This window comes from Mycobacterium sp. SMC-14 (assembly GCF_046250075.1).
Classification (GTDB): Bacteria; Actinomycetota; Actinomycetes; order Mycobacteriales; family Mycobacteriaceae; genus Mycobacterium.
Genome location: NZ_CP176429.1, coordinates 2,286,753 through 2,312,786, shown reverse-complemented (window position 1 = coordinate 2,312,786; position 26,034 = coordinate 2,286,753). Strand labels below are relative to the sequence as shown.

The window sequence follows — 26,034 nt, the reverse complement described above, 5'->3', positions numbered from 1 at the left end:
ATACCCCCTAGGGTTCTTCGGGAATATTCGTATACCCTACGGGGTATAGTATTCACGAAGCAGCCGAGTGGAGGGAATCAAAACGTGATGGGTATGCGCGCGATCGTGAGCCGAGCCTGGGTGCCCGTCGTGGTCGCGTCGGCGGCAGTCGTCGGAACACTGGCAGTCGTCAACCTGCGCGGTGTGTTCGGCGCCGACGAGATCTTCCGCTGGGACGGCAGCGGTTCGCAGGTGATCAACTCGATCAACGAAAAGCAGGTCCGCTACGAGGTTTTCGGCTCTCACACTGTGGCCGGCTCGGTGAGCTATCTGAACCCAGAGGCCCAGCCCGCACGGGCGACGTTCACCGGCCTGCCCTGGAGCCACACCATGACCACCACAAGTCCATCTGTCATCGGCAATCTGGTCGCCCAAGGTGATGGCGACCAGATCGGCTGCCGCATCACGGTCAACGGCGCCGTCAAGGACGAGCAGCTGGCCACCGGGCACCACGCCCAGGTGTTCTGTCTGGTCAAAGGCGCATGAGCGGGCACGGCACCCCTCGCCCGGGGTATATGCGGGCGGTTCGCCGGCTGGCCTGGCCGCTGGTGATCTTCTGGCTGCTACTGACCGTCGGGCTCAATGTGCTGGTCCCGCCGATCGAGTCGGTGGCGCGGGAGAACGCGGTGACGATGTCGCCTCAGGACGCGCCGTCGATGATCGCGGCCAAGCACATCGGAGCCACGTTCGACGAATTCGACTCCGATGCCATGGTGATGCTGGTGCTCGAGGGCGAGACCGAACTGGGGCCCGAGGCGCACCGCTACTACGACACCGTGATCGCCAAACTGGCGGCCGATCACGAACACGTCCAGCACATCGCGGACCTGTGGGGCGACCCGATCACCGCCGCCGGAGTGCAAAGCACCGATGGCAAGGCCGCCTATGCGCAGATCAACACCGCGGGTGATCAGGGCAGCACCCTGGGCAACGAGTCGGTCGATGCGGTCCGCAAGATCGTCGCCTCGGTCCCAACACCGGACGGTGTGAAGGCCTATGTCACCGGCCAGGCCGCGCTGACCACCGATATGAACGAAGCCGCCGACAAGAGCATGCTCAAGATGATGGGCGTGACCGGAGTGGTCATCGTCATCATGCTGGCCATCGTCTACCGTTCCGCCGCCACCGTGGCGCTCGCACTGGTGATGGTGGGCTTCGAAATGGGCAGCGCGCGTGGCCTCGTCGCACTCCTCGGACACCATGGCCTACTGGGTTTTTCGACGTTCGTGGTTGCGATGCTGTCGTCGCTGGCGATCGCGGCCGGGACCGACTACGCGATCTTCCTGATCGGGCGGTACCACGAAGCCCGCAATGCCGGCGAAGACCCCGAGACCGCCTGGTACTCGATGTTTCGCGGCACCTGGCATGTCATCTTGGGCTCGGGCCTGACCATCGCGGGCGCGTCGCTGTGTCTGCATTTCGCCCGGCTGTCCTACTTCAAAGCCCTGGGCATCCCGTCGGCCCTGGGTCTGCTGGTGGTCATCGCCGGTGCGCTCACCGTGGCCCCGGCCATCGTCGCGATCGCCACCCGGCACGGTCTGCTGGAACCGAAGCGGGTCGAGGGTCGCGGCTGGCGGCGTATCGGAACCGCCAATGTCCGCTGGCCCGGTGCGGTTTTCGTGGCGGCGCTGTTGGTCACCCTCGCCGGGATGCTGGCGGTGCCCAGCATGAAGATCAGCTTCAACGACCGCCACTACATCCCCGCGAGCCTGCCCGCGAACGTCGGCTACGACGCCGCCGAACGTCATTTCAGCGCAGCCCGGATGAACCCCGACGTCCTGATGGTCGAAAGCGACCACGATCTTCGCAATCCTGCCGACATGATCATCTTGGACCGGATTGCCAAGAACATGTTTCGGAGCCGCGGAGTGGAACGGGTGCAGAGCATCACCCGCCCGTTGGGCAGCCCGATCGACCACACCTCGATACCGTTCCAGGTCAGCATGCAGGCCGTCCCGATCCAGGAGAACCTGCAGTTCATGACGGACCGGCTGTCGGACATGGTCAAGATGAGCGACGATCTGGGCGCCACCGTCGACTCCATGGTGCGACTGCGCGACCTGGTCAACCAGATGAACAGCACCACCGACAAGATGAGCGTCGACATGGCCACGGTCACCGCGACCGTCGACGAGATCCGCGACCACATCGCAGATTTCGACGATGTCGTGCGCCCGATCCGCAACTACTTCTACTGGGAGCAGCACTGTTCGGGCATCCCGGCGTGTGATGCGATCCGGTCGGTCTTCGACGCCTACGACGGCATGGACAAGTTCAGTGAGGACATGCGGCCGCTGCTGGCCGACATGGCAGAGGTGAACACCGTGATGCCGCAGCTGGTCGGGCAGTTCGACCCGATGATCGCGGTGGCGAAATCCATGCAGGGCAGCCTGCTCACGATGCATTCGAGCTTCTCCGGGTTGGTGACCCAGTTGTCGAGGATGACCGACACGGCCACCGAGATGGGCCGGGCCTTCGACGCCTCCAAGGCGGACGACTACTTCTATCTGCCCCCGGAGGCCTTCGACAACCCCGATTTCCAGAAGGGCCTCAAGCTGTTCTTGTCCCCGGACGGTAAGGCGGCGCGGTTCATCGTCACCTACGACGCCGACCCGGCCACGCCCAAGGGCATCTCGTTCGTCGAGCCGATGCTGGCCGCCGCTCACGACGCGGTGAAGGGCACACCGCTGACCGGTGCCAAGTTCTACCTCACCGGAACTGCGGCGGTGTACAAGGACATCCAAGTCGGCTCGACCTACGACATCCTGATCGTCGGGGCGGCGGCGGTGACGCTGATCTTCATCGTGATGCTGCTGATCACCCGGGCACTGGTCGCCTCCGCGGTGATCGTCGGGACGGTGCTGCTGTCGCTGAGTGCGGCATTCGGCCTGACCGTGGTGGTGTGGCAGCACATCCTCGGCCTCCAACTGAACTGGATCGCACCGGTGTTCGGGGTGATCATCCTGCTGGCGGTCGGCTCGGACTACAACTTGTTGCTGGTTTCCCGGTTCCAGGAGGAGATCGGCGCCGGGATCAAGACCGGGATCATCCGCTCGATCGGCGGCACCGGCTCCGTGGTCACCGCCGCGGGCCTGGTGTTCGCCTTCACGATGATGTCGATGGCGGCCAGCGACCTGTATTCGATCGGTCAGGCCGGCAGCACCATCGGGCTCGGCCTGTTGTTCGACACCCTGATCGTGCGCTCGTTCCTGACGCCCTCGATCGCGGCGCTGCTGGGCCGGTGGTTCTGGTGGCCTCAAAACATCCAGCGAATGCGGTCGGCGCCGACCCGGCCAGCCCCTGTCGAAAGCGGCGCGGCCACTACCCCGCTGCCGGTGACCGCGGGATCACCGTAGGCCGAAAGTCGTATTGGGTGGCCGCACCGCCGATCCCACCCCGTGCGGCCAGGCTGCCGAACGGCACCATCGGCGGCACCGCGGCCGCGTTGCCCATCCCCGCCGCCGGGGCCGCTACCCCGCCGACCGACGGCAGCGTCGTGGCCAACGGAGAGCTGGCCACACCCAGTCCGGTCCAGGCCGGCGGCACCGACAACGCGCCGATCGAAGCGGCCCGGCCCAACCCCGCGGTGGCCGCGGTTCCGCCGGAGAAACCGGTCAGCGTCACAGTGTTCGCCGCGCCACCGGCGGAGCTGAGCAGGCCCGAGGCCGCCCCTCCGGCGGCCGCCACCCCCGCCGCGGCGCCCTTGGCCCCGTTGGAGCCGCCCATCAGCATCCGCATCAGCATGCTCATCGGCATCATCGCCATGCGCATCGGCATCATCAGCGAGTTCAGGCTCGACATCGAGGACGACATCGACCCGCCCGTCGACGCCTCCTCGGTGGGTGCGGCCAGTGCTTGAAGGGCCGTCGGGGTGCTCGAGAGCAGTTGCGGCCCTTGCGACATCAACGCCTCGGTGTCGGTACCGGTGGTCGCGGCGGCCGACTGCGCGACGGAGGCCACCTGGCCGGCCTGGCGCGACGGGTCGGTGGTCTGCGGCGGCGAAGCGAACGGCGTGACCTGCGTGGCGACCGCCGACGCGCCGGCGTAGCCGTACATGGCCGCGGCATCCTGCGCCCACATCTGAAGATACTGCGCCTCGGTCGTGGCGATCGCTGCGGTGTTCTGCCCCAGGAGATTGGTGGCGATCAGCGTCTCCTGCAGGGTGCGGTTGGCGGCGATCAGTGGCGGCGGAACCGTTGCCGCGTGGGCGGATTCGTAAGCCGTGACGGCGGCGGCCAGTTGGGCGCCGGCCTGCTCGGCCTGTGCCCCGGTGGCACTGAGCCAGGTCACGTAGGGGCTTGCCGCGGCTGCCATCGTCACCGCCGAGGCGCCCAGCCAGGAACCACTCGTCAGACCCGCGATCACCGAACCGTAGGACGCGGCGGCGGAGTTCAGTTCGGCGGCCAAGTCCTGCCAGGCGGCCGCAGAGGCCAGCAACGAAGCCGGGCCGGGGCCGGCGTACATGCGCGCCGAATTGATCTCCGGCGGCAGGGCTCCGTAGTCCATTGCCTCCCCTTATCTCTTGGCCGGCAATCGATCCGGCAAGATGCTTTAGGAAGGCTAGCTAGCTATTTTTGGCGCCCGACAGGTCTGCGCTGTGCGCCCGCTGTGCACGCGCGGCGGAGCCGGCCGACCAACACAGCCACCTCAGCGCGCACCGAGCGTGCCCGCCACATACTGCTCGCGGCACGCGGTGCGGCCGAGTTTTCCGCTGGTGGTGCGTGGGATGGCCCCGGCAGGGACGAATCGGACATCGGCGGCATTCACCCCGTGCACCCGCCGCACTTCGGCGCGGATCGCCTCGATAGCCGGCCCGGGGTCCTTGCGGCCGGTGCCGGTCGCGCGCTCGGCGACGATCACCAGCTGATCGGCGGGCTCGGCCGGCACAGCGAACGCGACCACGTAGCCGCCGCGCACCATCGGTGCGGCCGCCGCCACGGTGGCCTCGATGTCCTGGGGATAGTGGCCGCGTCCGGCAAAGGTCATCAGGTCCACCGTGCGGCCGGTCACGTAGAGCTCACCGTCAAAGTAGAAGCCCAGGTCGCCGGTGCGCAGCCATCCGCCGTCGGCCGGTGTCGGCCCGGCATGGCTGCCGTGGTCCAGTCGAGACCGCAGGCGGGCACCGAATGCGTGCCGGGTCTCGTCGGGTCGGCCCCAGTAGCCGGCGGTGACGTTGTCGCCGTGCAGCCAGATCTCGCCGATACGGCCGTCGGGCAGTTCCGCGCCGGCCTCGGCGTCGACGATCACCGCCGACAGGCTGCGGGCCACCTGGCCGCACGAGACCTGGGCCACCGCGCCCGGGGCATCGGCGGCCACCGGCGCCGCGCGGCCGGCACCGAGGTGATCACGGTCCACGTACAACACGCTCGCCTGAGCTTCGGGGGCGATGGTAGCCACGAACAGCGTGGCCTCGGCGATCCCGTAGGACGGCTTGATGGCGGTGGACGGCAACCCATACGGCGCGAATGCCTCGTTGAAGGCGGTGATCGCTGCCATGTTCACCGGTTCGGATCCGATGATCATCACCACGTTGGCCAGGTCGATATCGGCACCCGGCGCTGGCAGACCCCGCGCCGCGGTCAGCTCATAGGCGAAGTTGGGTGCGGCGGTGACCACCCGGCCACGCCGCGAGGCGTCCGACAGCGCGTTGATCCAGCGCTGCGGTCGGCGGATGAATGCCGTCGGCGATATCAGCGTGGAGTGGCCCCCGTAGACCGCCGGAAATCCGATCATCGACAGGCCCATGTCGTGATAGAGCGGTAACCAGCTGAGGCCGTGCGTGTTTCGGTCCAGCATGTCGATCGACAGGATCATCTGCAGCAGGTTGGTGGCAACCGAGCGGTGGGTGACCTGCACACCGATCGGTGGCCGCGTGGTGCCCGAGGTGTACTGCAAGTGCGAGACGTCGTCGACATCGATGTCGACGGGCACGAAGTCCTCCCCCGCCGAGTCCGGTATTTCGTCGATGACCACAACATGGGGCTGCAACTGCCGGGGCAGCCTGCCCAGAAAATCGTCGACGATGCGCCGCACCGCAGCGGTCGTCAGGACTACGGCCGGAGTGGAATCCCGCAAGGCGGTGTCGAGTCGCTCGGCGTGCCCCGGGAGTTCGGGAGCGAACAGCGGCACCGCGACAGTTGCGCACTTGACGGCGGCATAGAACCCGGTGACGTAGTCCAGTCCCTGCGGCGCCAGGATCGCGACACGGTCACCGGGGGCCGTGAGGCCTTGCAGGCGGGCGCCGATAGCGCGCAGTCGCTCGCCGAGTTGTGTCCAGGTCAGCTCCACCGCCCGGCCCTCGACCTGGCCGGCATAGTCGAGGTAGCGAAATGCCACCGCGTCCCCCACATTGGCGATATTGCGGTCGATCAGCGAGATCAGGGTTTCGCCCGGCGGCAGAACGATGCCGCCGTCGGGGTCCAGGCACTCCTCGATCTGGACCAGTCCCTTGTGGGCCATCGGGCGCGGCAGCTGCGTCATGCCCGCAGTCTAAGTCCCAGCTCTTTGAGCGAAGCCCGCTTCGAACGTCAAAGGACCTCCACCACAATGGAGTTGGTGCAGTGACGGATCACATAGCCGGTTCGCGCAGCGCCAGGCTGATGAAGAGATAGCCCATGCAGATCAGCAGATTGAGCGAAGCGATCATCAGGCCGGCCACGATGAGCGCGTTCGTCAGGCGACGCCGATTGCGCCGTGCCCGGGCCAGTCGCTGCTCATGCTTCATCTCCGTGGCGGCAAGCGCGAACGCATAGTCGACCGATTCCGCCGACGCCAGCGGTGCACCGACCGCCATCTCACGAAGCCGAGCGGGCGGAATGCGGACGCCCACGCCGGCGAAGCGCCGACTCATCCGACGTGCCGCCCAGCGGCCGACCACCACGGGCTGCGGCGCCTGATCCCAGTGTTCTGCCCACCGGTCCGACCGGTACGTCATAAACCTTGAGTTTAGCCACTTCGGGCCACGAATCCGATGCCTTCGCGCGAGTTCTGCGGCATCAGCGGCGCCGTGCTGAAGATGTAGGCAAAACCGAACTATCGCTCAGCGTACGGCGGCACAATACGGGGAGGAAGCAAGCTGGGACCGCCGCATTGATCCGGTGAAAGGGAGCGAATTTCCATGACGACGATCGAGACGAACTCAACGGCGAGCACACCAGTCGAACGCGATGTCCACGCCGACGTCGCAGCCGTGCAGAAGTACTTCGACAGCCCCCGATTCGAAGGCATCACCCGTCTCTACAGCGCTCGCCAAGTCGTCGAGCAGCGCGGCACCATCCCCTCCGACTATCCGGTCGCTCGGGAGGCAGCCACCGCGTTCTACGCCCGGCTGCGTGAGCTGTTCGCCGCCAAGAAGAGCATCACCACCTTCGGGCCGTATTCGCCCGGCCAGGCGGTGGTGATGAAGCGGGTCGGCATCGAGGGCATCTACCTCGGCGGCTGGGCGACCTCGGCGAAGGGCTCCATCACCGAGGACCCGGGCCCCGACCTGGCCAGCTACCCGCTCAGTCAGGTACCCGACGAGGCGGCCGGGCTGGTGCGTGCCCTGCTCACCGCCGACCGCAACCAGCAGTACCTACGCCTGCAGATGACCGCGGAGCAGCGCGCCGCCACTCCCGCCGTGGACTATCGGCCGTTCATCATCGCCGACGCCGACACAGGCCACGGCGGTGATCCGCACGTGCGCAACCTGATCCGGCGCTTCGTCGAATCCGGGGTCCCCGGCTACCACATCGAAGATCAGCGCCCCGGCACCAAGAAATGCGGCCACCAGGGCGGCAAGGTGCTGGTTCCCTCCGACGAGCAGATCAAGCGGCTCAACACCGCGCGGTTCCAGCTGGACATGATGGGCGTGCCCGGCATCATCGTGGCGCGCACCGACGCCGAAGCGGCCAACCTGGTCGAGAGCCGCTCCGACGAGCGCGACCAGCCGTTCATCCTGGGCACCACCAACCTGAAGATCCCGTCCTACAAGGCGTGTTTCCTAGCGATGACGCGGCGGTTCTACGACTCGGGCATCAAAGAGATCAACGGCCACCTGCTCTACGCCCTGCCCGAGGGCGAGTACGCCGAGGCGGACACCTGGCTGGAACGCCAGGGCATCACCGAGCTGATCACCACGGCCGCGAAGGGCTGGAGCAGCGACGGAAGCCAGTCGGTGGACACCCTCTTCGACGAGATCGAGTCGAAGTTCGTGGAGGCCTGGCAGAACGACGCCGGGCTGATGACGTTCGCCGATGCGGTCGCCGAGATGCTGGACTTCGCCGAGCGAGAGGGTGAGCCCAAGGAGATGACCGCCGCGCAGTGGCGCGAATTCTCTTTCCGCGCACCGCTGTACACCGCGCGGGCGAAAGCTGCCGAACTCAACGCCGACCCCGGCTGGGACTGCGACCGGGCCAAGACTCCCGAAGGCTACTTCCAGGTGCGCGGCGGCATCCCGTATGCGATCGCCAAGTCGCTGGCCGCGGCGCCGTTCGCCGACATTCTGTGGATGGAGACCAAGACCGCCGATCTCGCCGAGGCCCGCGAGTTCGCCGAGGCGATCCACGCGGTGTATCCCGACCAGATGCTGGCCTACAACCTGTCGCCGTCGTTCAACTGGGACACCACCGGCATGACCGACGACCAGATGCGGGCCTTCCCCGCCGAGATCGGCAAGTTGGGCTTCGTCTTCAACTTCATCACCTACGGCGGCCACCAGGTCGACGGTGTGGCCTCCGAGGAGTTCGCGGCCACCCTGTTGCAGGACGGCATGCTGGCGCTGGCCCGCCTGCAGCGCAAGATGCGGCTGGTGGAGTCGCCGTACCGCACACCGCAGACGCTGGTCGGCGGGCCGCGCAGCGACGCTGCGCTGGCCGCGTCGTCGGGCCGCACCGCCACCACCAAGGCGATGGGCGCCGGGTCCACCCAACATCAGCATTTGGTGCAGACCGAGGTGCCCAAGAAACTGCTGGAGGATTGGCTGGCGTTGTGGGCCGAGCACTATCAGCTCGGCGAGAAGCTGCGGGCGCAACTGCGGCCCACCCGTCCCGGATCCGACGTGCTGGAACTGGGGATCTACGGCGAGGGCGACGAGAAGCTCGCCAACGTGATCGTCGACCCGATCAAGGACCGGCACGGTCGCAGCATCTTGACGGTGCGCGACCAGAACACCTTTGCCGAGAAGCTCCGCCAGAAGCGGTTGATGGACCTGGCCCACCTGTGGCTGATCCACCGGTTCAAGGCTGCGGCGGTGCACTACGTCACGCCCACCCAGGACAACCTGTATCAGACGGAGAAGATGATGGAGCACGGTATCTTCAGCAGCGTCAACCAGGAGGTCGGCGAGATCATCGTCGCGGATGTCAACCAGCCGCGCATCGATGAGCTGCTGGCATCCGACCGGGTGGCGCTGGGCAGGCTGATCAGCAAAGAGGGCTAGCCCCGAGGATTCAGCGAACTGTCGTGCGGAACCGATCGCGGTAGGCCTTCGGCGATACGCCTAAGTGGTCGACGAATACCCGACGGAGAGTTTCGGGACTGCCGAATCCCGCGCGGTGTGCGGACTCGGTGACGCTGTGGCCGGCGTCAAGCGCAGCACGGGCGGCATCGATGCGTACCGTTTCGACGTAGCGAGCCGGGGTGGTCCCGAGTTCGGCCTGAAACAGCCTGGTCAGTTGCCGGCTGCTCAAGGCGGCCCGCCGGGCAAGCGCGTCCACGCTGTGGTCGTCGGCCGGGTTCGCCACGATCGCATCGGTAACTTGGCGCAGCGCAGACTGCGGGGGCGGATCGGCCTCGACCAGCGCAGAGAATTGTGACTGTCCGCCTGCGCGTTTGAGGTAGACCACCAACCAACGAGCGACCTCGCGAACCAGCTTGCTGCCGTGATCCATTTCGACCAACGCCAACGCAAGGTCGATGCCGGCTGACACCCCAGCCGAGGTGTAGACGTCGCCATCACGGATGAAGATGGCGTCCGGCTCGACGGTGACGTCGGGGAAGGCCCGCGCGAACAACCGGGCGTCGTGCCAGTGCGTGGTGGCACGACGGCCGCTGAGCACGCCGGCCTGAGCCAGGATGAAGGACCCGGTGCAGATGGACGCCAGACGGCGGGTTCGACTTGCCACCGATCTGACGGCTTCGACAAGCGCGGGATCGATGGGGCGCCGGGGCAGATGGTCGCCACCGGCCACCAACACGGTGTCGGCCGAACCGATGGCGGCAAGGCTGTCGGTGACACCCAGCCGAGCTCCGATCGACGTCGTCACGTCGCGGCCATCCACCGAGGCGATCTTGACCACGTAGTTCGCGCCGAATCTGTTCGCTTCGACGAAGACTTCCCCGGCCCCCGCGACATCCAGGATCGTCACATCATCGAAGACGACGATCACCACCAGCCGCGGCCCGGCACCGGCGTCTGTCACGCAGCCATTATGTCGCTTTCGGTGCGAGATACGGCTCCGGGAGCATGTCGCATTCTGTGGGAAAGGCGGCGCGAACGCCCACGGCCGAGGCATCCGGCCAAACGCAGAATGGCTACAGGCCCAAACAAGGAGAGGCGTCCATGACCCAGGCGATCGAGACCATTGCCGACATCACCATTCCCGACTCGGCGTTGGCGCGGGAGATAACCGAGTTCATTCGAGACACCGAAGACGACCTGCTCTTCGACCATTCGCGCCGGGTGTTTCTGTTCGGCGCGCTGCAGGGCCGCCGCCGCGGGCTGCAACCGGACCTGGAGCTGCTCTACGCCGGCGCGATGTTTCACGATCTGGGCCTCACCCAGCGCTACCGCAGCTCCGCACTTCGCTTCGAGGTGGACGGTGCCAATGCGGCGCGAGATTTCCTGTTGCAGCGTGGCGTCGGCGAAGCCGAGGCCGGCAAGGTGTGGCTCGCCATCGCCCTGCACACCACCCCGGGCGTGCCCGAATTCCTCGACCCGGAGATCGCCTTGGTCACCGCCGGTGTCGAAACCGATGTGATCGGCCTTGGCCTGGATGACCTGTCCGCCGAGGACATCGCGGCAGTCATCACTGCTCATCGGCGTCCGGACTTCAAGAGGCGAATTCTGGCGGCCTTCAACGACGGGATGGAGCATCGGCCGCAGAGCACCTTCGGCACCATGAACGCCGACGTCCTTGCTCATTTCGACCCCGAGTTCGTGCCCGTCAACTTCGCCGAACTGATCCTCAACAACCCCTGGCCCGAGTAGGCCCCGAGAACGCGGCTACCCACGGATCCCCGCAATGGTGTCGGCCAGTGTTTCCCGAGGGGTTCGGAACACGATGCCGAGCTCACGCTCGGCAGGGGTGTCATCGGATTCGGGCATCTGGGTGTAGTACTGCATCCCGGCCTCGGTGAACGGAGTCGAGATCGGCAGCACCTGCTCGACCTGATCCAAGACGCGGCCCGCCCAGCGCAGTGCGATGTCCGGTATCGGCACCGCGAGCATGGGCGAACCCGACAGCTCTTGCAGCAGGCTCGCCAACTCTCCCGGCGGTACCCGCTGGCCACCTGCCATGTAGCGGCGCGGGCCCCGGCCCGGCTCCAGCAGCGCGAGATGCATTGCCGCAAGGTCACGAACGTCGATCACCATCCAGGCACTGCCGCGCCCGGGGATGACATGCATCTGCAGCGCGGCGCGTACACCTTCGCCGGCCTCCCCCAGCCGGTCTCCGACCGGAGGCCCGAGCACCATGCCCGGATAGGTGATGTTGACGGGGGCACCTGCGTCCTGCAGTCCGCGCACATAGAGGTCTTCACGGGCTTTCGACTGTCCATATCCGTCAGCGCCCCCGGCCACCGGCAGGTCAGCCCGCAACATCGTCAGTCCCGGGTGAAACAGCGCGGTGAAGCTGGAGACGTGAATGATCGGGTCCAGCCCCAGCTCGACCGCTCCGCCGAGCACGATGTGGGCGCCGGCCGAGTTCGTGGCCAGCATCTGTGCCGTCTGGCGTGGATCGGTGGCCACCACGGCGGCAGCGTGTATGACCGCATCGCAGCCGCGCAGAGCCTCGCGCACCGAGTCCGCGTCGGTGATGTCACCGACGACGTAGTCGGACACATCGACACCCAGCCGCTCCACGCTGCTGTACAGACCCGCGGGGTTTCGGACCAGGAATCGCACCCGGTGCCCGGCATCGGCGATCGCCTTGGCGGTCCAGCCTCCGACGAATCCGGTTCCACCGGTGATCAGTACGCGCATGGTGTCCATTCGCCAATACTGCTGAGGACAGCCCGATTTCGTCCGGTTTTGCGCTAAGTCCGTTTCGGAAGCTGTCCCGCGATCAGCGGTGCGATCCTGTCGGCCATGTACGCATGACCGGCGTCGGTGGGGTGTACACCGTCCGGGCCGATCAGATCGGGCAGGCCGACGAACCACCGCTCGGCGAGCGGATCGACAAACTCCGCACCGACCACGCGCGCCTCGGTACTGAGGACATCGCGGATGCGCCACACATTGCCCGGAACGTCGGCGGTGGGCCACGGTGGCCCGATCACCAGCATCCGCGCCCCCGGCGCGGTCCGGCGGGCCAAGCCCAGGGTGTCGGCGATCAGTCGGCTCAACTCGCCCGGCTCGACGTCTTGGTCATTACGCGAGCCGAAGAACACCACCAGCGCGTCGTCGGGTCGCACCGCGCGGCGAGTCAGGTCGCCGTACAGGGCGCCGCGGTTGCCGCGCACGCCGTAACCCGCACCGCCCTCGGCGGCCACGTCGGCGCTGACGTACACCCCTCGGCCGGCCAGGTTCTGCCATGCGCGCTCGGTCCAGTTCGCCGCACCGCGGCCGGTGTCCTCGTACCCGGCGGTGTAGGAGTCACCGACCACCGCAATACGATTCGGGGAGGCACTCAGCGGCACCGTCTCGTAATGGCGCGGCGACTCGTGATCGCGCGACAAATAGCCGGTTCCCGCGACCACCGCGACGACCCCGGCCACCATGACGACGGCGAACGTCATCACCCGACTCACGGCTACCTCCCCCCAATCAACTTCAGCGAAGACTAGCCGGAACCGCGACCTTGGGTTCGCCTAGGACACCGTCGTCCAAGTCGTTCGAATCGTTCCTGCCGTCCGAGATGTCGGGGCCCACCGGTTCGACCGCCAGGGGATCTTCGGCAGGTGTCACCTGGGCCGACTCGGGCCGGGCGCCGATCATCTTGCGCATCCAGTGCCGACCGGGCTCTTCAACAGCGTGGAACAGCAGCATCGACAAGAGCGTCGCCGCCACCAGCAAGCCGCACACCATCCACTTGGCCGCGGTCGCCCCCTCGTCGAGCACGATCTCGAATTGCTTTGCCGCCCAATTCCAGGACGTGTGCACCAGCTCGTGGACCATGTACAGGCAGAACGAGATCTGCCCGCCGTAGACCATCACGCGCGTGGACAGCAGCGCCGGCAGGCTGCCGATGCCGATCGCCAGGGCCATCACCAGCGGCACGAACAGCACATCGACCAGGCCGCCGCTGTCATAGAGCCCCGAGATCGGATGGCCGTCGAAGTAGTACAGGACACCGACCATCGAGGCGATGAGCAGTGCGGAGCAATAACCCGCGGCACGGCGAAACCGGTCGGTGGGGTTGATCTTGCGCACCGCGGCGCAGGCCAGCGCGCCCGCGGTGAACTGCATGACGATGCGTGGCAACCAGCTCCACGGGCTGTAGAACTCGCCGGTCGCCAGTAACAACAGCAACGGCGGGAGCGAAGCGATGATCGCCAATGCCGTCAGCCCACGCGCCGATGTCACCCGCATCATTCGGTAGACCGCCAGCACCAGCACGCCGAACAACAGGTAGGCCAGCCATTCGGCACTGATCGACCAGGCCGGCCCGTCCCAACTCGACCCATCGAAGAACGGCTCGAACCACAACTGCACCAGCAGGACCTGGCGCACATAGCTGATCGCGGTGATTCGGCTGAGGTCCTCGGTGGGGACATGCCCGACGTGCAACGTGAAGATGACCCACAGCAGCGCCAGGTGCATCGTGACCAGGTAAATCGGCCAGACCCGGGCCAGGCGCAACCACAAGAAGTGCACCGTGGCGCGTGCGGAGAACGTCTCCCCCATTCGCTCCAGGTAGTTCCAGGTCAGCACGAAACCACTGAGGATGAAGAACAGGTCGACGCCCTGAGCGCCACGGTCGAGCACCGGGGCGAGCGCATCGCTGAGCTCCGGGGACGCCAGTCGCAGCAAAGGCCGAAAATGAAACAGCACCACCCACACCGCGGCGATGATGCGAAGCCCGGTCAGGGCCTTGATCTCTCCGCTGCGCACAACACTCTTTCGCCGGGTGACTCCGCATGTCCTGGCTGCCTCGGGTGCGGGCCCGCCGAGACGGCCCGGCGATCGGCAGCCGCACCCCGGTAGCCGGCAGCCATCGAAGACTAGCAGCGGGACCGTCCCGGGTGAAGTAACCAGCCGGGCACGTCGGCGACGATACCGACGGGGCGCTTGTGAATACTGTAGCGATGCCAGACGACTACCAGGTTGGACGCGGAATCGCCGACATCACCGGCGAACCGGCCGAGTGCGGAATGCTCGGCTACGGCGTGGCCTCACAGCAAACCGACGGGCTGCACAACCGGCTGCGCGCGCGGGCATTCGTCATCGCCGACGCCGCCGCCGACACCCGGCTGCTCCTGGTGGTCTGCGAGGTGCCGTTGTTGCTGGAAAGCGTGCACCACGAAGTGCTCGGACGCCTGGCCGCGACCTACGGCGAGTTGTACACGTTCCACAACGTGATGCTGACGGCGACGCACACCCATTGCGGCCCTGGCGGTTACTCGGACCACCGGCTCTACAACTCGAACACGAATGGGTTCCGGCACCAGACCTTCAACGCGATCGTCGACGGGATCTGCGAAGCCGTCGACCGGGCGCATGCCGACCTCGCCCCCGCCGGCCTGAGCCTTGCCGTGGGCCGGCTGCACGATGCGAGCAGCAATCGCTCACCGCTGTCGTTCGCCCGCAACCCCGAGGCCGACCGGGCCCATTTCCCGGACGAGATCGACCCGCAGACCACCTTGCTGCGCATCGAGCGCGACGGCCGGCTGGTCGGTGCGGTGAACTGGTTCGCCACCCACGGCACGTCCATGACCAACCGCAACACCTTGATCAGCGGGGACAACAAGGGCTATGCCGCCTACCAGTGCGAGCGCCTGGACCACGGCGTCGACTACCTGGCAGCCACGCCACCGGATTTCATCGCGGCCTTCGCCCAGACCAACTCCGGCGACATGTCGCCCAATCTCAACCATCGCCCCGGCAGCGGCCCCACCGAGGACGAGCTTGAGAACACCCGCATCATCGGGTCCCGCCAAGCCGCCGCGGCCACCGAACTGACCCTGGGACACGGCACCGAGGTCACCGGAGGTCTCGACGCCCGCACCACCTACGTCGACCTGACGGACTTCGAGGTCCGGCCCGAGTTCACCGGCGACGGCCGGACCCATCGCACCGGTCCCGCGCTCGCGGGCGCTTCCTGCCTGGCCGGCACCGACGAGGGCGCCGGCCCGTTGTACCCCGTGTTCAAGCAGGGCCGAAACCGCATCTTCGACGGCCTGGTCGCCAACACGGTGTTCCGGCTCTCCCCCCGACTGCGCGACGCACACGCACCGAAGGGCACGGTAGGGCCGGGAACGCGGCTGAACAAGGCGCTGTCGATGCTGATACCCGAGGGCGGACCGGTGCAGCTGCTGCGCATCGGGCAGCTGCACCTGATCGGCATTCCCGCGGAAGTGACCATCGTGGCGGGTCTGCGGTTACGCCGCACAGTGGCTGACATCGTGGGCGCCGACCTGCGCGACGTACTGGTGGCGGGCTACAGCAACGGCTATCTGCACTACGTCACGACGCCGGAGGAATACGACGAGCAGCGTTACGAGGGTGGCAGCACGCTGTTCGGGCGCTGGGAGCTGCCCGCACTTCAGCAGGTGGTGGCCGAGCTGGCCACCGCGATGCGCGAGCAGCGGCCGGCGCCGCAAGGCCGGCGTCCCGCCGAGCCGTCCCGCCGGCGGCGGTCCCGTCACCGGGCAAAGCCGGATGCGCTGGCCGCCGGTCAGCGGTTCGGCGACGTCTTGGCAGCTCCGCTGCCTGCGTACCTCCCGGGTGCCACGGTGTCGGCGGAGTTCGCCGGCGCGTACCCGAACAATGATCTGCACCGCGGCGGCACTTATGTGCGGGTCGAGCAGCAGACCGGCGACGGGTGGACCACCGTGGCCGACGACAGCGACTGGTCGACGACATTCCGCTGGCGACGGGCCGGCCGGCGCGGGTCGACCATCACCGTGACCTGGACGGTTCCCGACGACATCGCTGCTGGGCGGTACCGGCTTCGCTATGACGGCGACGCGCTGGACCGAGACGGGCGTATCAGTGCGTTCACCGGGGCAACCGAGCCGTTCGAGATCTCACCAAAGCGTTAATCGGCCGCCCAAGAGGCCTTAACTTCGCCGCATAACGTCGGGAAACATCGAGGTCGGCACAGCTGCCGACAACGATCGACATGGAAGGCGGGGGCTGGCATGGCAATCGAGATCACTACACGAGGCACTGCTCGGATCAACCCGGTCGTCGAGTGCGGCGAGGCGCAGATTCGGGCGCACTACCGTCACCTCGCGACGGTGATCGCGATCCGGGGCCGGATCGATGCCAGCAACGTGGACCAGCTCAGCGAACACGCCCGGCGCTTCGTCCTTGCGAAGGAGCCGCTGGTGCTCGATCTGAGCGGGGTCACCTCGTTCGCCGCCGCCGGCATCTGGCTGCTGTGCGTCCTGGACGGCGACTGCCGTGCCGCGGGCGTGGAGTGGACGCTCATCGAGAGCTCGCCGGTCCAGGAACTGCTCGGCGACTTCGACGAGGACGCCATGTTCCCGACGTCACGCTCGGTGGACCAGGCGCTGCACGCGCTTGCTGACGGCAACGACCAGCGCCGCCAGATGCTGCTGCCTCTGTTCCAGAAGTCGGCCTGAGATAGGTCGAAGCCTCGCCACCGCCCTGCGCTGGTGGCCGCCGGTCGGCGTGCTGGCGACATTGGCCCTCGGCTGGGCGGTGGGCCGCGGCTCGACGCCCATCGATAACTGGTTCAGACACGCCACCTTCACCCTGATCGGCGAGCAGCCTCGGTGGCTGCTGATCTTCACCAGCGGCTGGTTGGTGTTAGGGGTGACGGTGGCGTGCCTGGCGTTGGCCTTATCGCGCGGGCAGTGGGCTTTGGCGGCCGCGGTGCTGGCCTGCCCGTTCGCGGTCACCGTCGCCACCATGGCACTCAAGCACCTGTTCGACCGGCGTAATGGGCCCTACCTCGAATACCCCAGCGGCCATACCGCGCTGTTGGTGGCGGTGCTGGGAATGATGGTCGTGGTGGCCGGTTCGAAGGTGGCCCGGCCGTGGGCCCTGACCGCAGCCACGCTGGTCAGCCTGCTGGGCATGCTCGGGTTGGTGGCCTGCGGCTACCACTTCTTCACCGATACCGTGGGTGCGGCGATGCTCGCCACCGCGCTGGTCTGCGGAACGGCTCGGTTAACGTCTGCGCTGTGATCGTGCTGCTGCCCCCGTCGGAGACCAAACGCGCCGGCGGCGACGGACCACCGCTGTGCCTCGAGGCATTGGCATCCCCGCAACTCACCGGCCTGAGGGCGGAACTGGTCGACGAGCTGGTGGGTTTGGCCGCTGATCGAGACGCCAGCCGCAGCGCGCTGGGATTGTCGGCGTCCCAGGACGCCGAGATCGAGCGCAACGCCACGCTGCGCACCGCTCCCACCGCGCCGGCGATCAACCGCTATACGGGTGTGCTGTACGAGGCGCTGGACGTCGACTCGTTGCGCGGCGCCGCGGCCGCCCGGGCCGGCGCCCGGTTGGCCGTGGGCTCCGCCTTGTTCGGGCTGTTGCGGGCCACGGACCCGGTGCCCGCCTACCGCCTCTCGGCGTCCTCGAAGCTGCCCGGACAACCGGGATTGGTCAAGCGCTGGCGGCCGGTTCTGGAACCGGTGCTGGCCGAGATCGCCGCAGTCGAACTGGTTGTCGATCTGAGGTCCGGATCCTATGCGGCACTGGCTGCTGTCCCCGGCGCTGTCCGCGTCGATGTGGTCGCCGAGCACCCCGACGGCCGGCGCGTCTCGGTGAGTCACTTCAACAAGGCGCACAAGGGTCGACTGGCGCGGGTGCTGGCCACTACCAGGGCCGAACCCGACGACGCCGCCGCAGTGGCGGCTACGGCTCGGCGGGCCGGGATGCGGGTGGAACGCGAAGAGCGTCGGCTGACGATCGTGGTTGCCGCCTGACAGGCGACAATGGGCAGATGCCGAGTCTGCGGATGGTGTTTGTTGTTGCGCTGCTGTTCGCCGGGGCCTCCGGCACTGCGGCCGCGGCGCCGGGATCGGAGGTGCCCGCGCTGTCGGAGCCGGCTCGCGCGGCCGGGTTCGTCGACGTGCGCAGCGCGGTGCCCGACGCGATCATCGACCTGCGATATGCCACCGCCAACAACTTCGTAGGCGAACAGCTCTACCCTTCGAACGCTCGGTGTCTGGTCCATGAGTCGATGGCGCCGGGGTTGGCCACGGCGGCCGCCGCGTTGCGCAGCCGAGGCCGAATTCTGGTGTTCTGGGACTGCTACCGGCCACACAACGTGCAGGTGCGGATGTTCGAAGTGGTGCCGAACCCGAATTGGGTGGCCCGACCCGGCTCGCTGGCCCGCAGCCACGAGACCGGGCGATCGGTCGACGTGACCACCGCCGACGCGTATGGGCGACTGTCGGAGATGGGCACCGGATTCGATGACTTCTCGCCGGCTGCAACGGCATTCGCCGACGGGATCAGCGCTCGCGCGGCGGCCGAGCGTGCCGCCCTGCGCGAGGCGATGAAGACCGGCGGTCTGGCCGTGTATTCGGGCGAATGGTGGCATTTCAACGGCCCCGGCGCCGACGTGGGGCGCCCGATCCTCGACGTACCGGTCAATTAGGTGGCGGCACCGCCAGGTGACGCTCCACCGATTCGACCTTGGTGTTCATCGCGTCGACCGCGCCATCTCGCCAGTCGGCTTTGATCACGGTACTGACCCGCGGTGCGCGGGCCGCTACCGCTTCCACCGCCCGTTGCACCACGGCCATCGCTTCGGTCCAGCTGTCGCTTTCGATCACGGTGAACATGGCATCGGTGCGATTGGGCAGGCCGGACTCCCGAACGACGCGCACCGCCTCGGCGACGATCTCGCCGACTCCCTCCCCCACACCGAGCGGCGTAACCGAGAACGCAACCAAGACCGACACGCGACTCACCCCTCCCGGAAGGCACCACGACAAGCCTACTTAGCATCGAGCCCGTGCGAGTTCTGGTCCAACGTGTCTCATCGGCCCGCGTCACGGTCGACGGTCAGACGGTCGGCGCGATCGAGCCGGACGGCCAGGGCCTGCTGGCCCTGGTCGGCGTGACCCACGCCGACGACTCCGCCACGGCGCGGCGGCTCGCCGAAAAGCTTTGGCAGTTGCGCATTCTCGACGATCAGAAGTCGGCAGCCGATGTGGGTGCGCCGATTCTGGTGGTCAGCCAGTTCACGCTCTACGCCGACACCGCCAAGGGGCGGCGGCCGTCGTGGAATGCCGCCGCGCCGGGCCCTGTCGCCGAACCTCTGGTCGCCGAGTTCGCCGAAGCACTGCGCGTGTTGGGCGCGCAGGTGGCGACCGGGCAGTTCGGGACGCATATGCAGGTGGAACTGGTCAACGACGGGCCGGTGACGGTGCTGCTCGAGCTCTGAGGCGAAACCGCGCTACGCCCGGGGCCGTGGACGCTAACGTGGCCCGATGAATACAGCTGGCAAGGTCCGTTGCGGTGTGTACGCCGCGATCGCCGTCGCTGCGCTCGTCGCCACCTGGAGCCAGAATCTGTCCTACGACGGGTCAGGCTTTCTTTCCCGGTTCCTGCCGGACACCGCCGTGACACCCGCGTCGCGCTCGATCACCGCCGACATTCTGATGCTGTTTCTGTCGGCGGCGGTGTTGATGGTCGCCGAGGCCCGGAAGCACAACGTGCGGTTCGTCTGGGCCTATATCTTCGGCGGCTTCCTCACTGCCATCAGTTTCACGTTCCCGTTGTTTCCGATCGCCCGCGAACGTCGGCTGGCCGCTGAGGGTGCGTCGGCGCCACGGCTGGGTGCGCTCGATACGGCACTGCTGGCCACGGTCACGCTGGTGCTGGTGGGCGCCACCCTGTGGGTCGATACCCGGTAGCGTCCGGCTCCGACGACACCCTGGAAATCCTGGCGTACTTCACCCCAGGAGAGCGGGCGGCACCGCGTACACCGTCAGCTCAGCCTGGCGCTGTGGGCCGCAGTTATCCCCAGTTGACGATCCTGCTAACAGGGGTTTGGCCAGCTGGCTTCTCTGTCGGTTGCTCGAACTAGTGTGGCGCTCCTAGGGTTCTAGTGGGCGCCTTTTCCCTGCTCAGGGCGATATTGGTCTGCGCTGCAATAGGATTTGACGGTTCGTCGGTGAAATGAGGGACGCGCACGCGGTGCGCCTCTAGGTTTCGGGGTTACCACACCAACCTCAACCGCAAGGAACGATCCGCGTGCGCGTCAGTACTGCATTTAACCGCCTATTGCAGATTCCCGGAGCCACGGTCACCGATGTCGCCATCGACGGCGGTGAGATCGAGGTCAGCCTGCGCCCAAAGGCCAGGCTGCTGCGCTGCCCATGCGGCAAACACTCACGGTCCATTTATGACCGCCGGCGCCGGCGCTGGCGCCATCTGGATTTGGCTCGATCACAGCTGTGGCTGGTCTACGAGATTCGCCGCATCGACTGCCCAGACTGCGGGGTGATCACCGAAGAACTGCCCTGGGCCCGTCCCGGCGCGCGTCATACCCGCGACTTCGAGGACATGGTGCTCTGGCTGGCCCAACGCACCGACCGCACCTCGGTGGCCACGTTAATGCGCTGCGCCTGGGAAACCGTCACCGCGATCATCACCCGCGGCGTGGCCGAGCTGCTTGATCAGCGCCGCCTGCAGACGCTCTACCGCATCGGGGTCGACGAGATCTGCTACCGCCACCCCCACCGATACCTGACCATCATCGGCGACCACGACACCGGAACCGTCGTCGACATCCAACCCGGCCGCAGCGAGCAATCACTGACCAACTTCTATGCCGCCCAGACGGATTGCTCACTGGCACAGATCGAAGCCGTCAGCATGGACGTCTCAGCCGCCTACACCGCCGCCACCACCGCAGCGGTCCCACACGCGACCATCTGCTACGACGGCTTCCACATCATGCAATGGGTCAACCGTGCCCTGGACCGCGTCTTCGCCGAATCGATCCGCCTACCCGGGTACGCCACAGCGGACTGGAAAGCCGCCCGATGGGCGCTGCGTACCGGCGAGAACAAACTCAACGACGAAAAACGCGCCCTGGTCAACCAGATCGCACGCACCAACCGTCGTATAGGCCGAGCCTGGACCCTCAAAGAACAAGCGCGCGACCTCTACCGCTACGACCACGAACCCGGTGTCGCCCGCAGATTGCTCAAAGCCTGGATCACCGCAGCCAAGCGTTCCCGCATCCCCGCGTTCGTCGCGCTGGGAAAACGCTTCGAGGCTTACTTCGAACCCATTCTGGCCGCGATCGAACTCGGCATCAGCAACGCCCTCATCGAAGGCATCAACGCCAAGATCCGACTCATCAACGCCCGCGGCTACGGACACCACTCCGCCCAAACCCTGAGCTCAATGATCTACCTCTGCCTCGGCGGCCTACACCCCAAACTCCCCACACAAACCTGAGGAGTCGCACTAGTGTTCGATACATGGGTAGGAATGCGATCGCGGATCGGGACACCATTCTGGGGTGCCTCGACGCGGTCGAGGCCGCCTATGACCAGCTCGAACACTGCTCGCTGGATGCCTTGAATGCCGACGAGTTGGTGGCGGTGCTGGCCCGCCGGGAAACGTTGGCGTGGCGGGCGCCGGTGGTCGATCACCGAATCCTGGCCCGGTTGGTCACCGACGGCGATCCCGGCGCCTTGGGGGCATGCTCGCTGACCAAGGCATTGGCCGAGCGGTTGCGGATCAGCAGCGCCAACGCGCGGCGTCGATTGGCCGAAGCTGCCGAGCTCGGTCCACGCGCCGCGGTGACCGGGGAACCCTTGGAGCCGGCGTTGCCGGAACTGGCCGCCGCGCAGGCCGTGGGTCGGATCGGGCCGGAGCATGTGGCGATCGCCCGCAAGGCCTTGACGAAAATACCGGCCGCGGTCAGTGCTGCCTACCGTCAGCGGGCCGAGCATGACCTCGCGGTACTGGCGAGCCAATTCGGGCCGGAAACCTTCCAGCGCCTAGCCGAGCATCTGGTGGCCGTCCTGGACCCGGATGGGGATTTCACCGACCGAGAACGCCTGGCCCGGCGCGGGCTGCGACTCGGCCGGCAAGGCATCGATGGGATGAGTTCACTGTCGGGGCGCATCACCCCGGAGCTGCGCGCCACCCTGGAGTCGATCCTGGCCAAACTCGCCGCCCCCGGTATGTGCAATGCCGCCGACGAACAGCCCTGTCTCAGCGGCGCCCCATCCCAGCAGCAGATCCAGCATGATGATCGCCGACCCGACCAACGCACCCACGACGCCCTACTCGCCGCTTGCCGCGCAGTGCTCGCCTGCGGGGACCTCGGCCAACTCAACGGGCTGCCGGTGACCGTCATCATCTCGACCACCCTGGCCGAGCTACACGCCGCCACCGGCAAGGCCCACACCGCCGGGGGGTCACTGTTGCCGATGTCCGATCTGTTGCGGATGGCCGAGCACAGCTACCACTACCTGAGCGTGTTCGACGGCAGGGGCCGGGCGCTCTGGCTGGGGCGTAGCAAGCGGCTCGCCTCAGCGGATCAGCGCATCGTGCTGCATGCCCGAGATCGCGGCTGCACGCGACCCGGTTGCTCCGTATCGGGGTATTTGTCCCAGGCGCATCATCTCGAAAAGGACTGGGCCCACAACGGACAAACCGACGTCGACGCGCTCGCGTTGGCGTGTGCACCCGACAACCGGATGGCCACCGAACAAGGCTGGACCACCACCCTCGGAGACGACGGGCGCGTCGCATGGATTCCGCCACCGAAACTTGAACGCGGCCAACCCCGAGTGAACCCGTTCCACTTCATCGAAGCCATCATCGACTACCACACCCGACCGGAACCCGCCCCCGACAAGGTCGACGATTGGCCCGAGGCTGGGTGATCGCCGCGGGACTAGCGGGGGCTCGGCGGCCCTGGCACGCTCGCCGAGACCGGGGACAGATAGACGCCCACCAGGCTGCGATGCCACCAGGCCCGGTCCCGTCGCCGTTCGGCCCATGTGGTGAAGCGATACTCGTAGAGCAGGATCCGCACGAAGCGCGGCGGACTGTCCGGAAATGGGTTGTGGCCCAACAGACGTAACGTGTCGCGGTCATTGCGCAGTAACCGCTGCAGCAGGCCGTCACGCCACGCCAGCCCGTACCGGGGCGAGAGCGCGGCGAACCACATCAGCCAGTCCAGGCGCAGATGATAGGGCGCCCATTGACGCGGAAGGCGTTTCACCGCACCGGGCTTGCCCTTGAAGTGGTATTCGCACCAGGTCGTCCGATCGGTGAGCTCCGCCGCCGCCGTTCCCTCGATCACCAGCTCCCGCCGGGAGCGGCCGACAGTCCCGAACGCGCCGTAGCTGTTGACCAGGTGGAGCGGGTTGAAGCTGGCATTCATGCGCTGATTGCGCGATGCCATGTTGCGCACCGGCCAGTAGCTCAGTACCACGACCGATGCCGCGTACACCATCACCAGCGCAGCGAACCACATCGGGGCCTGCGGCATAGCCGGTGGCTGCAGGCCCGAAATCGTTCCAGTGAACCAGGTTTCGTTGAGAGCCCCGGCCGCCAGAACGATCGTGATCCAGTTCAGCCAGGCGAAGTTACCCGAGGCCACCAGCCACAGCTGGGTGATGATGATGATCGCGGCGGCCACACCGGCGATGGGCTGCGGAGCGAACAACCCGAACGGCACCACCAGTTGAGCGACGTGGTTGCCCGCGGCCTCTATGCGGTGCAACGGTTTGGGCAGCTGATGGAAGAGCCAGCTCAACGGGCCGGGCATCGGCTGGGTCTCGTGGTGGTAGTACAGGCAGGTCAGGTCGCGCCAGCAAGAATCGCCCCGCAGCTTGATCAGGCCAGCGCCGAACTCGATCCGGAACAGCAGCCAACGGGCCAGCCACATGATGAGCACCGGCGGCGCAACGCGGTCGTTGCCCAAGAAGACGGCTAACAACCCGCTTTCCAGGAGAATCGACTCCCAGCCGAACGCGTACCACGTCTGGCCGACGTTGACGATCGACAGATACAACCCCCACAACAGCAGCCAGAGGGCCATCACCGCCCACAGCGGAACCAGTTCTCCAGCGCCCACCACCAGAGCCGCGGCCAGTCCCGCACCCAGCCAGCACACGAAAGCGAAGAACCGATCGGAGTAGTGCAGATGAAAGATGCTGGGCGTCAGTCGAAACGGCCGTCGCCGCAGATACTGCGGCACCGGCGTCATGCCGTGTTCGCCGATCAGGGCGCGGAACTGCCGTGCGGCGGCCACAAATGCGATGACGTAGATGGCCGCGATCCCGCGTTCGAGGACCAGCCGTCCCAGCCAGTACCCGGAACCGCTCAACCACGCCCACTGTGTGCTCACACCTGCAACTCCTCGGTGTGATGTTCATACCATCGGTCGGGGCAGGAATCAGCCGGTTGACAGTGCGCGGTACAGCAGATGCATGGCCACCGTCGTCGAGCGTTCCCGGACGTCGGCCCGGTCCCCAGGCAACCTGGTGGTCCGCGTGGTCATCCGGCCGTCACCGAGCGCCACACAGAAGCACACCGTGCCCACCGGTTTGTCCGGCGTTCCGCCGCCAGGCCCGGCAATTCCCGTGATCGCGACCGCGGTGTCGGCACCGAAGCGGCGCAGCGCACCGGCGGCCATGGCCTCGGCCACCGGCTCGGACACCGCACCGTGTTCGGCGATCAATGCGGCGTCGACGCCGAGCAGTTCGATCTTCGCCTCATTGGAGTAGGACACCACCCCGCCGGCCAAGTAATTCGAGGCGCCCGGCGGGTCGGCCAGCCGCCCCGCCAACAGGCCCGCGGTGCAGGATTCGGCGGTCGCGATCTGTCGACCGGACAACAACGCCGCCACCAGATCGTCGATCTGCGAACCGTCTTCGGAAAAGATCGCGCGCGAATGCCGCTCACGGAGCAATGCGAGCAACTGGTCGTAGGCGCCGGCGGCGTCCGGCTCGTAGCGCGTGACGATCTCCAGTTCACCGCGGCGCAGGCAGGTGGTGATCTCCAGCCGGTGAAAGTCACCGATGACATCCTGCGCGTGCCGCAGCGTGTCAGCCAGGCCGGACTCGGGCAAGCCGAACATCCGGATCATCTGCTGCTCGTAATGCGTCCGTCCGGCCAGCGCCTCCTGCACCGCGGCCGTCTGTATCGCCTTGTGCCACATGGGTTGCAGCTCGCGAGGTGGTCCCGGCAGCACCACAACTGTCGGCGTGCCGGGTACCACCACGCCGGGCGCCGTGCCTACCGGGTCCAGGATTGTCGCGCCGGCCGGGACCATCGCCTGTTTGCGATTGGCTGCCCGGACCGTCGCGAAATCCGGAGCGCCGGGACCGGTGTAGCGCGCCATCATGGGTTTGATGATGTCGGCGATCCGGGCTTCCAGTTCATCGTCGAGCACGACGTCACGACCGCAGAACCTGGCGACGGTCTCGACCGTCAGATCGTCGGCCGTCGGCCCCAGGCCGCCGCTGGTGATGATCAAGTCCACACCCTCGGCGGCCAGGAACCGCAGCTGACTCTCGATGTCCCTGGGCCGGTCGCCACAGATCGTGATGTGCGCCAACTCGACTCCCATTTCCAGGAGTCGGTCAGCCAACCACGGTCCGTTCCGGTCGGTCACACGTCCGGTGAGTACCTCGGTACCGGTGACGACGATTCCTGCGCGTGCGCTCACCGGT

Annotated in this window: 23 protein-coding genes; 13 read left to right on the top strand and 10 right to left on the bottom strand. The window is 67.0% G+C overall.

Annotated elements, in window-relative coordinates:
• The first annotated feature begins 93 nt into the window (after nt 1–93).
• Nucleotides 94–525 carry an MmpS family transport accessory protein gene (locus ACKY0W_RS10755; RefSeq protein ID WP_409437530.1) on the top strand — a complete coding sequence of 144 codons (432 nt, stop codon included), beginning with the start codon at nt 94–96 and terminating at the stop codon, nt 523–525.
• On the top strand, nt 522–3,395 hold the full coding sequence (locus ACKY0W_RS10750; protein WP_409437529.1) for an RND family transporter: 2,874 nt from the start codon (nt 522–524) through the stop codon (nt 3,393–3,395). The genes ACKY0W_RS10755 and ACKY0W_RS10750 overlap by 4 nt, the downstream gene beginning before the upstream one ends.
• Here ACKY0W_RS10750 and ACKY0W_RS10745 read toward each other — a convergent pair.
• From ACKY0W_RS10745 to ACKY0W_RS10735, 3 genes are all read right to left on the bottom strand, one after another.
• Nucleotides 3,361–4,545 (bottom strand): PPE family protein, encoded by a 1,185-nt coding sequence (locus ACKY0W_RS10745; RefSeq protein WP_409437528.1) that lies wholly within the window; start codon nt 4,543–4,545, stop codon nt 3,361–3,363. The genes ACKY0W_RS10750 and ACKY0W_RS10745 overlap by 35 nt on opposite strands.
• Before the next feature lie 141 nt (nt 4,546–4,686).
• On the bottom strand, nt 4,687–6,519 hold the full coding sequence (locus ACKY0W_RS10740) for a fatty acyl-AMP ligase (protein WP_409437527.1): 1,833 nt from the start codon (nt 6,517–6,519) through the stop codon (nt 4,687–4,689).
• An 88-nt stretch (nt 6,520–6,607) separates the two neighbouring features.
• Entirely contained in the window at nt 6,608–6,973 is a 366-nt protein-coding gene (locus ACKY0W_RS10735; protein WP_409437526.1) for a hypothetical protein, read from the bottom strand.
• Between the two features lie 183 nt (nt 6,974–7,156).
• On the opposite strand from ACKY0W_RS10735, the gene aceA reads away from it, so the two are divergent.
• Entirely contained in the window at nt 7,157–9,457 is a 2,301-nt protein-coding gene (gene aceA, locus ACKY0W_RS10730; RefSeq protein ID WP_409437525.1) for an isocitrate lyase ICL2, read from the top strand.
• A gap of 10 nt (nt 9,458–9,467) precedes the next feature.
• On the opposite strand, the gene ACKY0W_RS10725 is transcribed toward aceA, so the two are convergent.
• The gene (locus ACKY0W_RS10725; protein WP_409437524.1) at nt 9,468–10,439 is read right to left on the bottom strand and encodes a GlxA family transcriptional regulator; all 972 of its coding nucleotides are present in this window, start codon (nt 10,437–10,439) and stop codon (nt 9,468–9,470) included.
• A 140-nt stretch (nt 10,440–10,579) separates the two neighbouring features.
• Here ACKY0W_RS10725 and ACKY0W_RS10720 point away from each other — a divergent pair, with 140 nt between their 5' ends.
• Complete coding sequence (locus tag ACKY0W_RS10720; RefSeq protein ID WP_409437523.1) at nt 10,580–11,227, top strand: HD domain-containing protein; 648 nt, start codon at nt 10,580–10,582, stop codon at nt 11,225–11,227.
• Nucleotides 11,228–11,242: 15 nt separating this feature from the next.
• On the opposite strand, the gene ACKY0W_RS10715 is transcribed toward ACKY0W_RS10720, so the two are convergent.
• From ACKY0W_RS10715 to ACKY0W_RS10705, 3 genes are read right to left on the bottom strand one after another with little or no spacing between them, the layout of a single operon-like run.
• Entirely contained in the window at nt 11,243–12,220 is a 978-nt protein-coding gene (locus ACKY0W_RS10715; protein WP_409437725.1) for an NAD-dependent epimerase/dehydratase family protein, read from the bottom strand.
• A gap of 53 nt (nt 12,221–12,273) precedes the next feature.
• Nucleotides 12,274–12,987, bottom strand: a complete 714-nt coding sequence (locus ACKY0W_RS10710; protein ID WP_409437522.1) for an Rv0518 family GDSL lipase — start codon at nt 12,985–12,987, stop codon at nt 12,274–12,276.
• 22 nt (nt 12,988–13,009) lie between these two features.
• Nucleotides 13,010–14,290, bottom strand: a complete 1,281-nt coding sequence (locus ACKY0W_RS10705; RefSeq protein ID WP_409437521.1) for an acyltransferase family protein — start codon at nt 14,288–14,290, stop codon at nt 13,010–13,012.
• Nucleotides 14,291–14,484: 194 nt separating this feature from the next.
• Between ACKY0W_RS10705 and ACKY0W_RS10700 the strand changes: the two genes are divergently transcribed.
• The 5 genes from ACKY0W_RS10700 (at nt 14,485) to ACKY0W_RS10680 (ending at nt 18,974) form a co-directional block, all read left to right on the top strand.
• Complete coding sequence (locus ACKY0W_RS10700; RefSeq protein WP_409437520.1) at nt 14,485–16,440, top strand: neutral/alkaline non-lysosomal ceramidase N-terminal domain-containing protein; 1,956 nt, start codon at nt 14,485–14,487, stop codon at nt 16,438–16,440.
• Between the two features lie 99 nt (nt 16,441–16,539).
• Complete coding sequence (locus ACKY0W_RS10695; RefSeq protein ID WP_409437519.1) at nt 16,540–16,986, top strand: STAS domain-containing protein; 447 nt, start codon at nt 16,540–16,542, stop codon at nt 16,984–16,986.
• Between the two features lie 49 nt (nt 16,987–17,035).
• On the top strand, nt 17,036–17,554 hold the full coding sequence (locus ACKY0W_RS10690) for a phosphatase PAP2 family protein (RefSeq protein WP_409437518.1): 519 nt from the start codon (nt 17,036–17,038) through the stop codon (nt 17,552–17,554).
• Nucleotides 17,551–18,297, top strand: a complete 747-nt coding sequence (gene yaaA / locus ACKY0W_RS10685) for a peroxide stress protein YaaA (protein ID WP_409437517.1) — start codon at nt 17,551–17,553, stop codon at nt 18,295–18,297. The genes ACKY0W_RS10690 and yaaA overlap by 4 nt, the downstream gene beginning before the upstream one ends.
• Nucleotides 18,298–18,314: 17 nt before the next feature.
• Nucleotides 18,315–18,974 carry a M15 family metallopeptidase gene (locus ACKY0W_RS10680; protein ID WP_409437516.1) on the top strand — a complete coding sequence of 220 codons (660 nt, stop codon included), beginning with the start codon at nt 18,315–18,317 and terminating at the stop codon, nt 18,972–18,974.
• Here ACKY0W_RS10680 and ACKY0W_RS10675 read toward each other — a convergent pair.
• Nucleotides 18,967–19,281 carry an MTH1187 family thiamine-binding protein gene (locus ACKY0W_RS10675; protein WP_409437515.1) on the bottom strand — a complete coding sequence of 105 codons (315 nt, stop codon included), beginning with the start codon at nt 19,279–19,281 and terminating at the stop codon, nt 18,967–18,969. The two genes, ACKY0W_RS10680 and ACKY0W_RS10675, sit on opposite strands and share 8 nt — an antisense overlap.
• A 53-nt stretch (nt 19,282–19,334) precedes the next feature.
• Between ACKY0W_RS10675 and dtd the strand changes: the two genes are divergently transcribed.
• The 4 genes from dtd (at nt 19,335) to ACKY0W_RS10655 (ending at nt 23,235) form a co-directional block, all read left to right on the top strand.
• On the top strand, nt 19,335–19,766 hold the full coding sequence (gene dtd, locus ACKY0W_RS10670) for a D-aminoacyl-tRNA deacylase (RefSeq protein ID WP_409437514.1): 432 nt from the start codon (nt 19,335–19,337) through the stop codon (nt 19,764–19,766).
• Nucleotides 19,767–19,812: 46 nt separating this feature from the next.
• Nucleotides 19,813–20,238 (top strand): DUF2834 domain-containing protein, encoded by a 426-nt coding sequence (locus ACKY0W_RS10665; RefSeq protein ID WP_409437513.1) that lies wholly within the window; start codon nt 19,813–19,815, stop codon nt 20,236–20,238.
• Between the two features lie 370 nt (nt 20,239–20,608).
• A complete protein-coding gene (locus ACKY0W_RS10660) occupies nt 20,609–21,793 on the top strand; it encodes an ISL3 family transposase (protein WP_409434498.1) in 1,185 nt (394 codons plus the stop codon).
• A 23-nt stretch (nt 21,794–21,816) separates the two neighbouring features.
• Nucleotides 21,817–23,235: an HNH endonuclease signature motif containing protein gene (locus ACKY0W_RS10655; RefSeq protein WP_409437512.1), complete on the top strand. Its 1,419-nt coding sequence runs from the start codon at nt 21,817–21,819 to the stop codon at nt 23,233–23,235.
• A gap of 11 nt (nt 23,236–23,246) precedes the next feature.
• Here the strand turns inward: ACKY0W_RS10655 and ACKY0W_RS10650 are convergent, their stop codons facing one another.
• Both ACKY0W_RS10650 and ACKY0W_RS10645 read right to left on the bottom strand, forming a co-directional pair.
• Nucleotides 23,247–24,707, bottom strand: a complete 1,461-nt coding sequence (locus tag ACKY0W_RS10650) for a lipase maturation factor family protein (RefSeq protein ID WP_409437511.1) — start codon at nt 24,705–24,707, stop codon at nt 23,247–23,249.
• Between the two features lie 48 nt (nt 24,708–24,755).
• Nucleotides 24,756–26,030 carry a competence/damage-inducible protein A gene (locus ACKY0W_RS10645; RefSeq protein WP_409437510.1) on the bottom strand — a complete coding sequence of 425 codons (1,275 nt, stop codon included), beginning with the start codon at nt 26,028–26,030 and terminating at the stop codon, nt 24,756–24,758.
• Nucleotides 26,031–26,034: the final 4 nt, after the last annotated feature.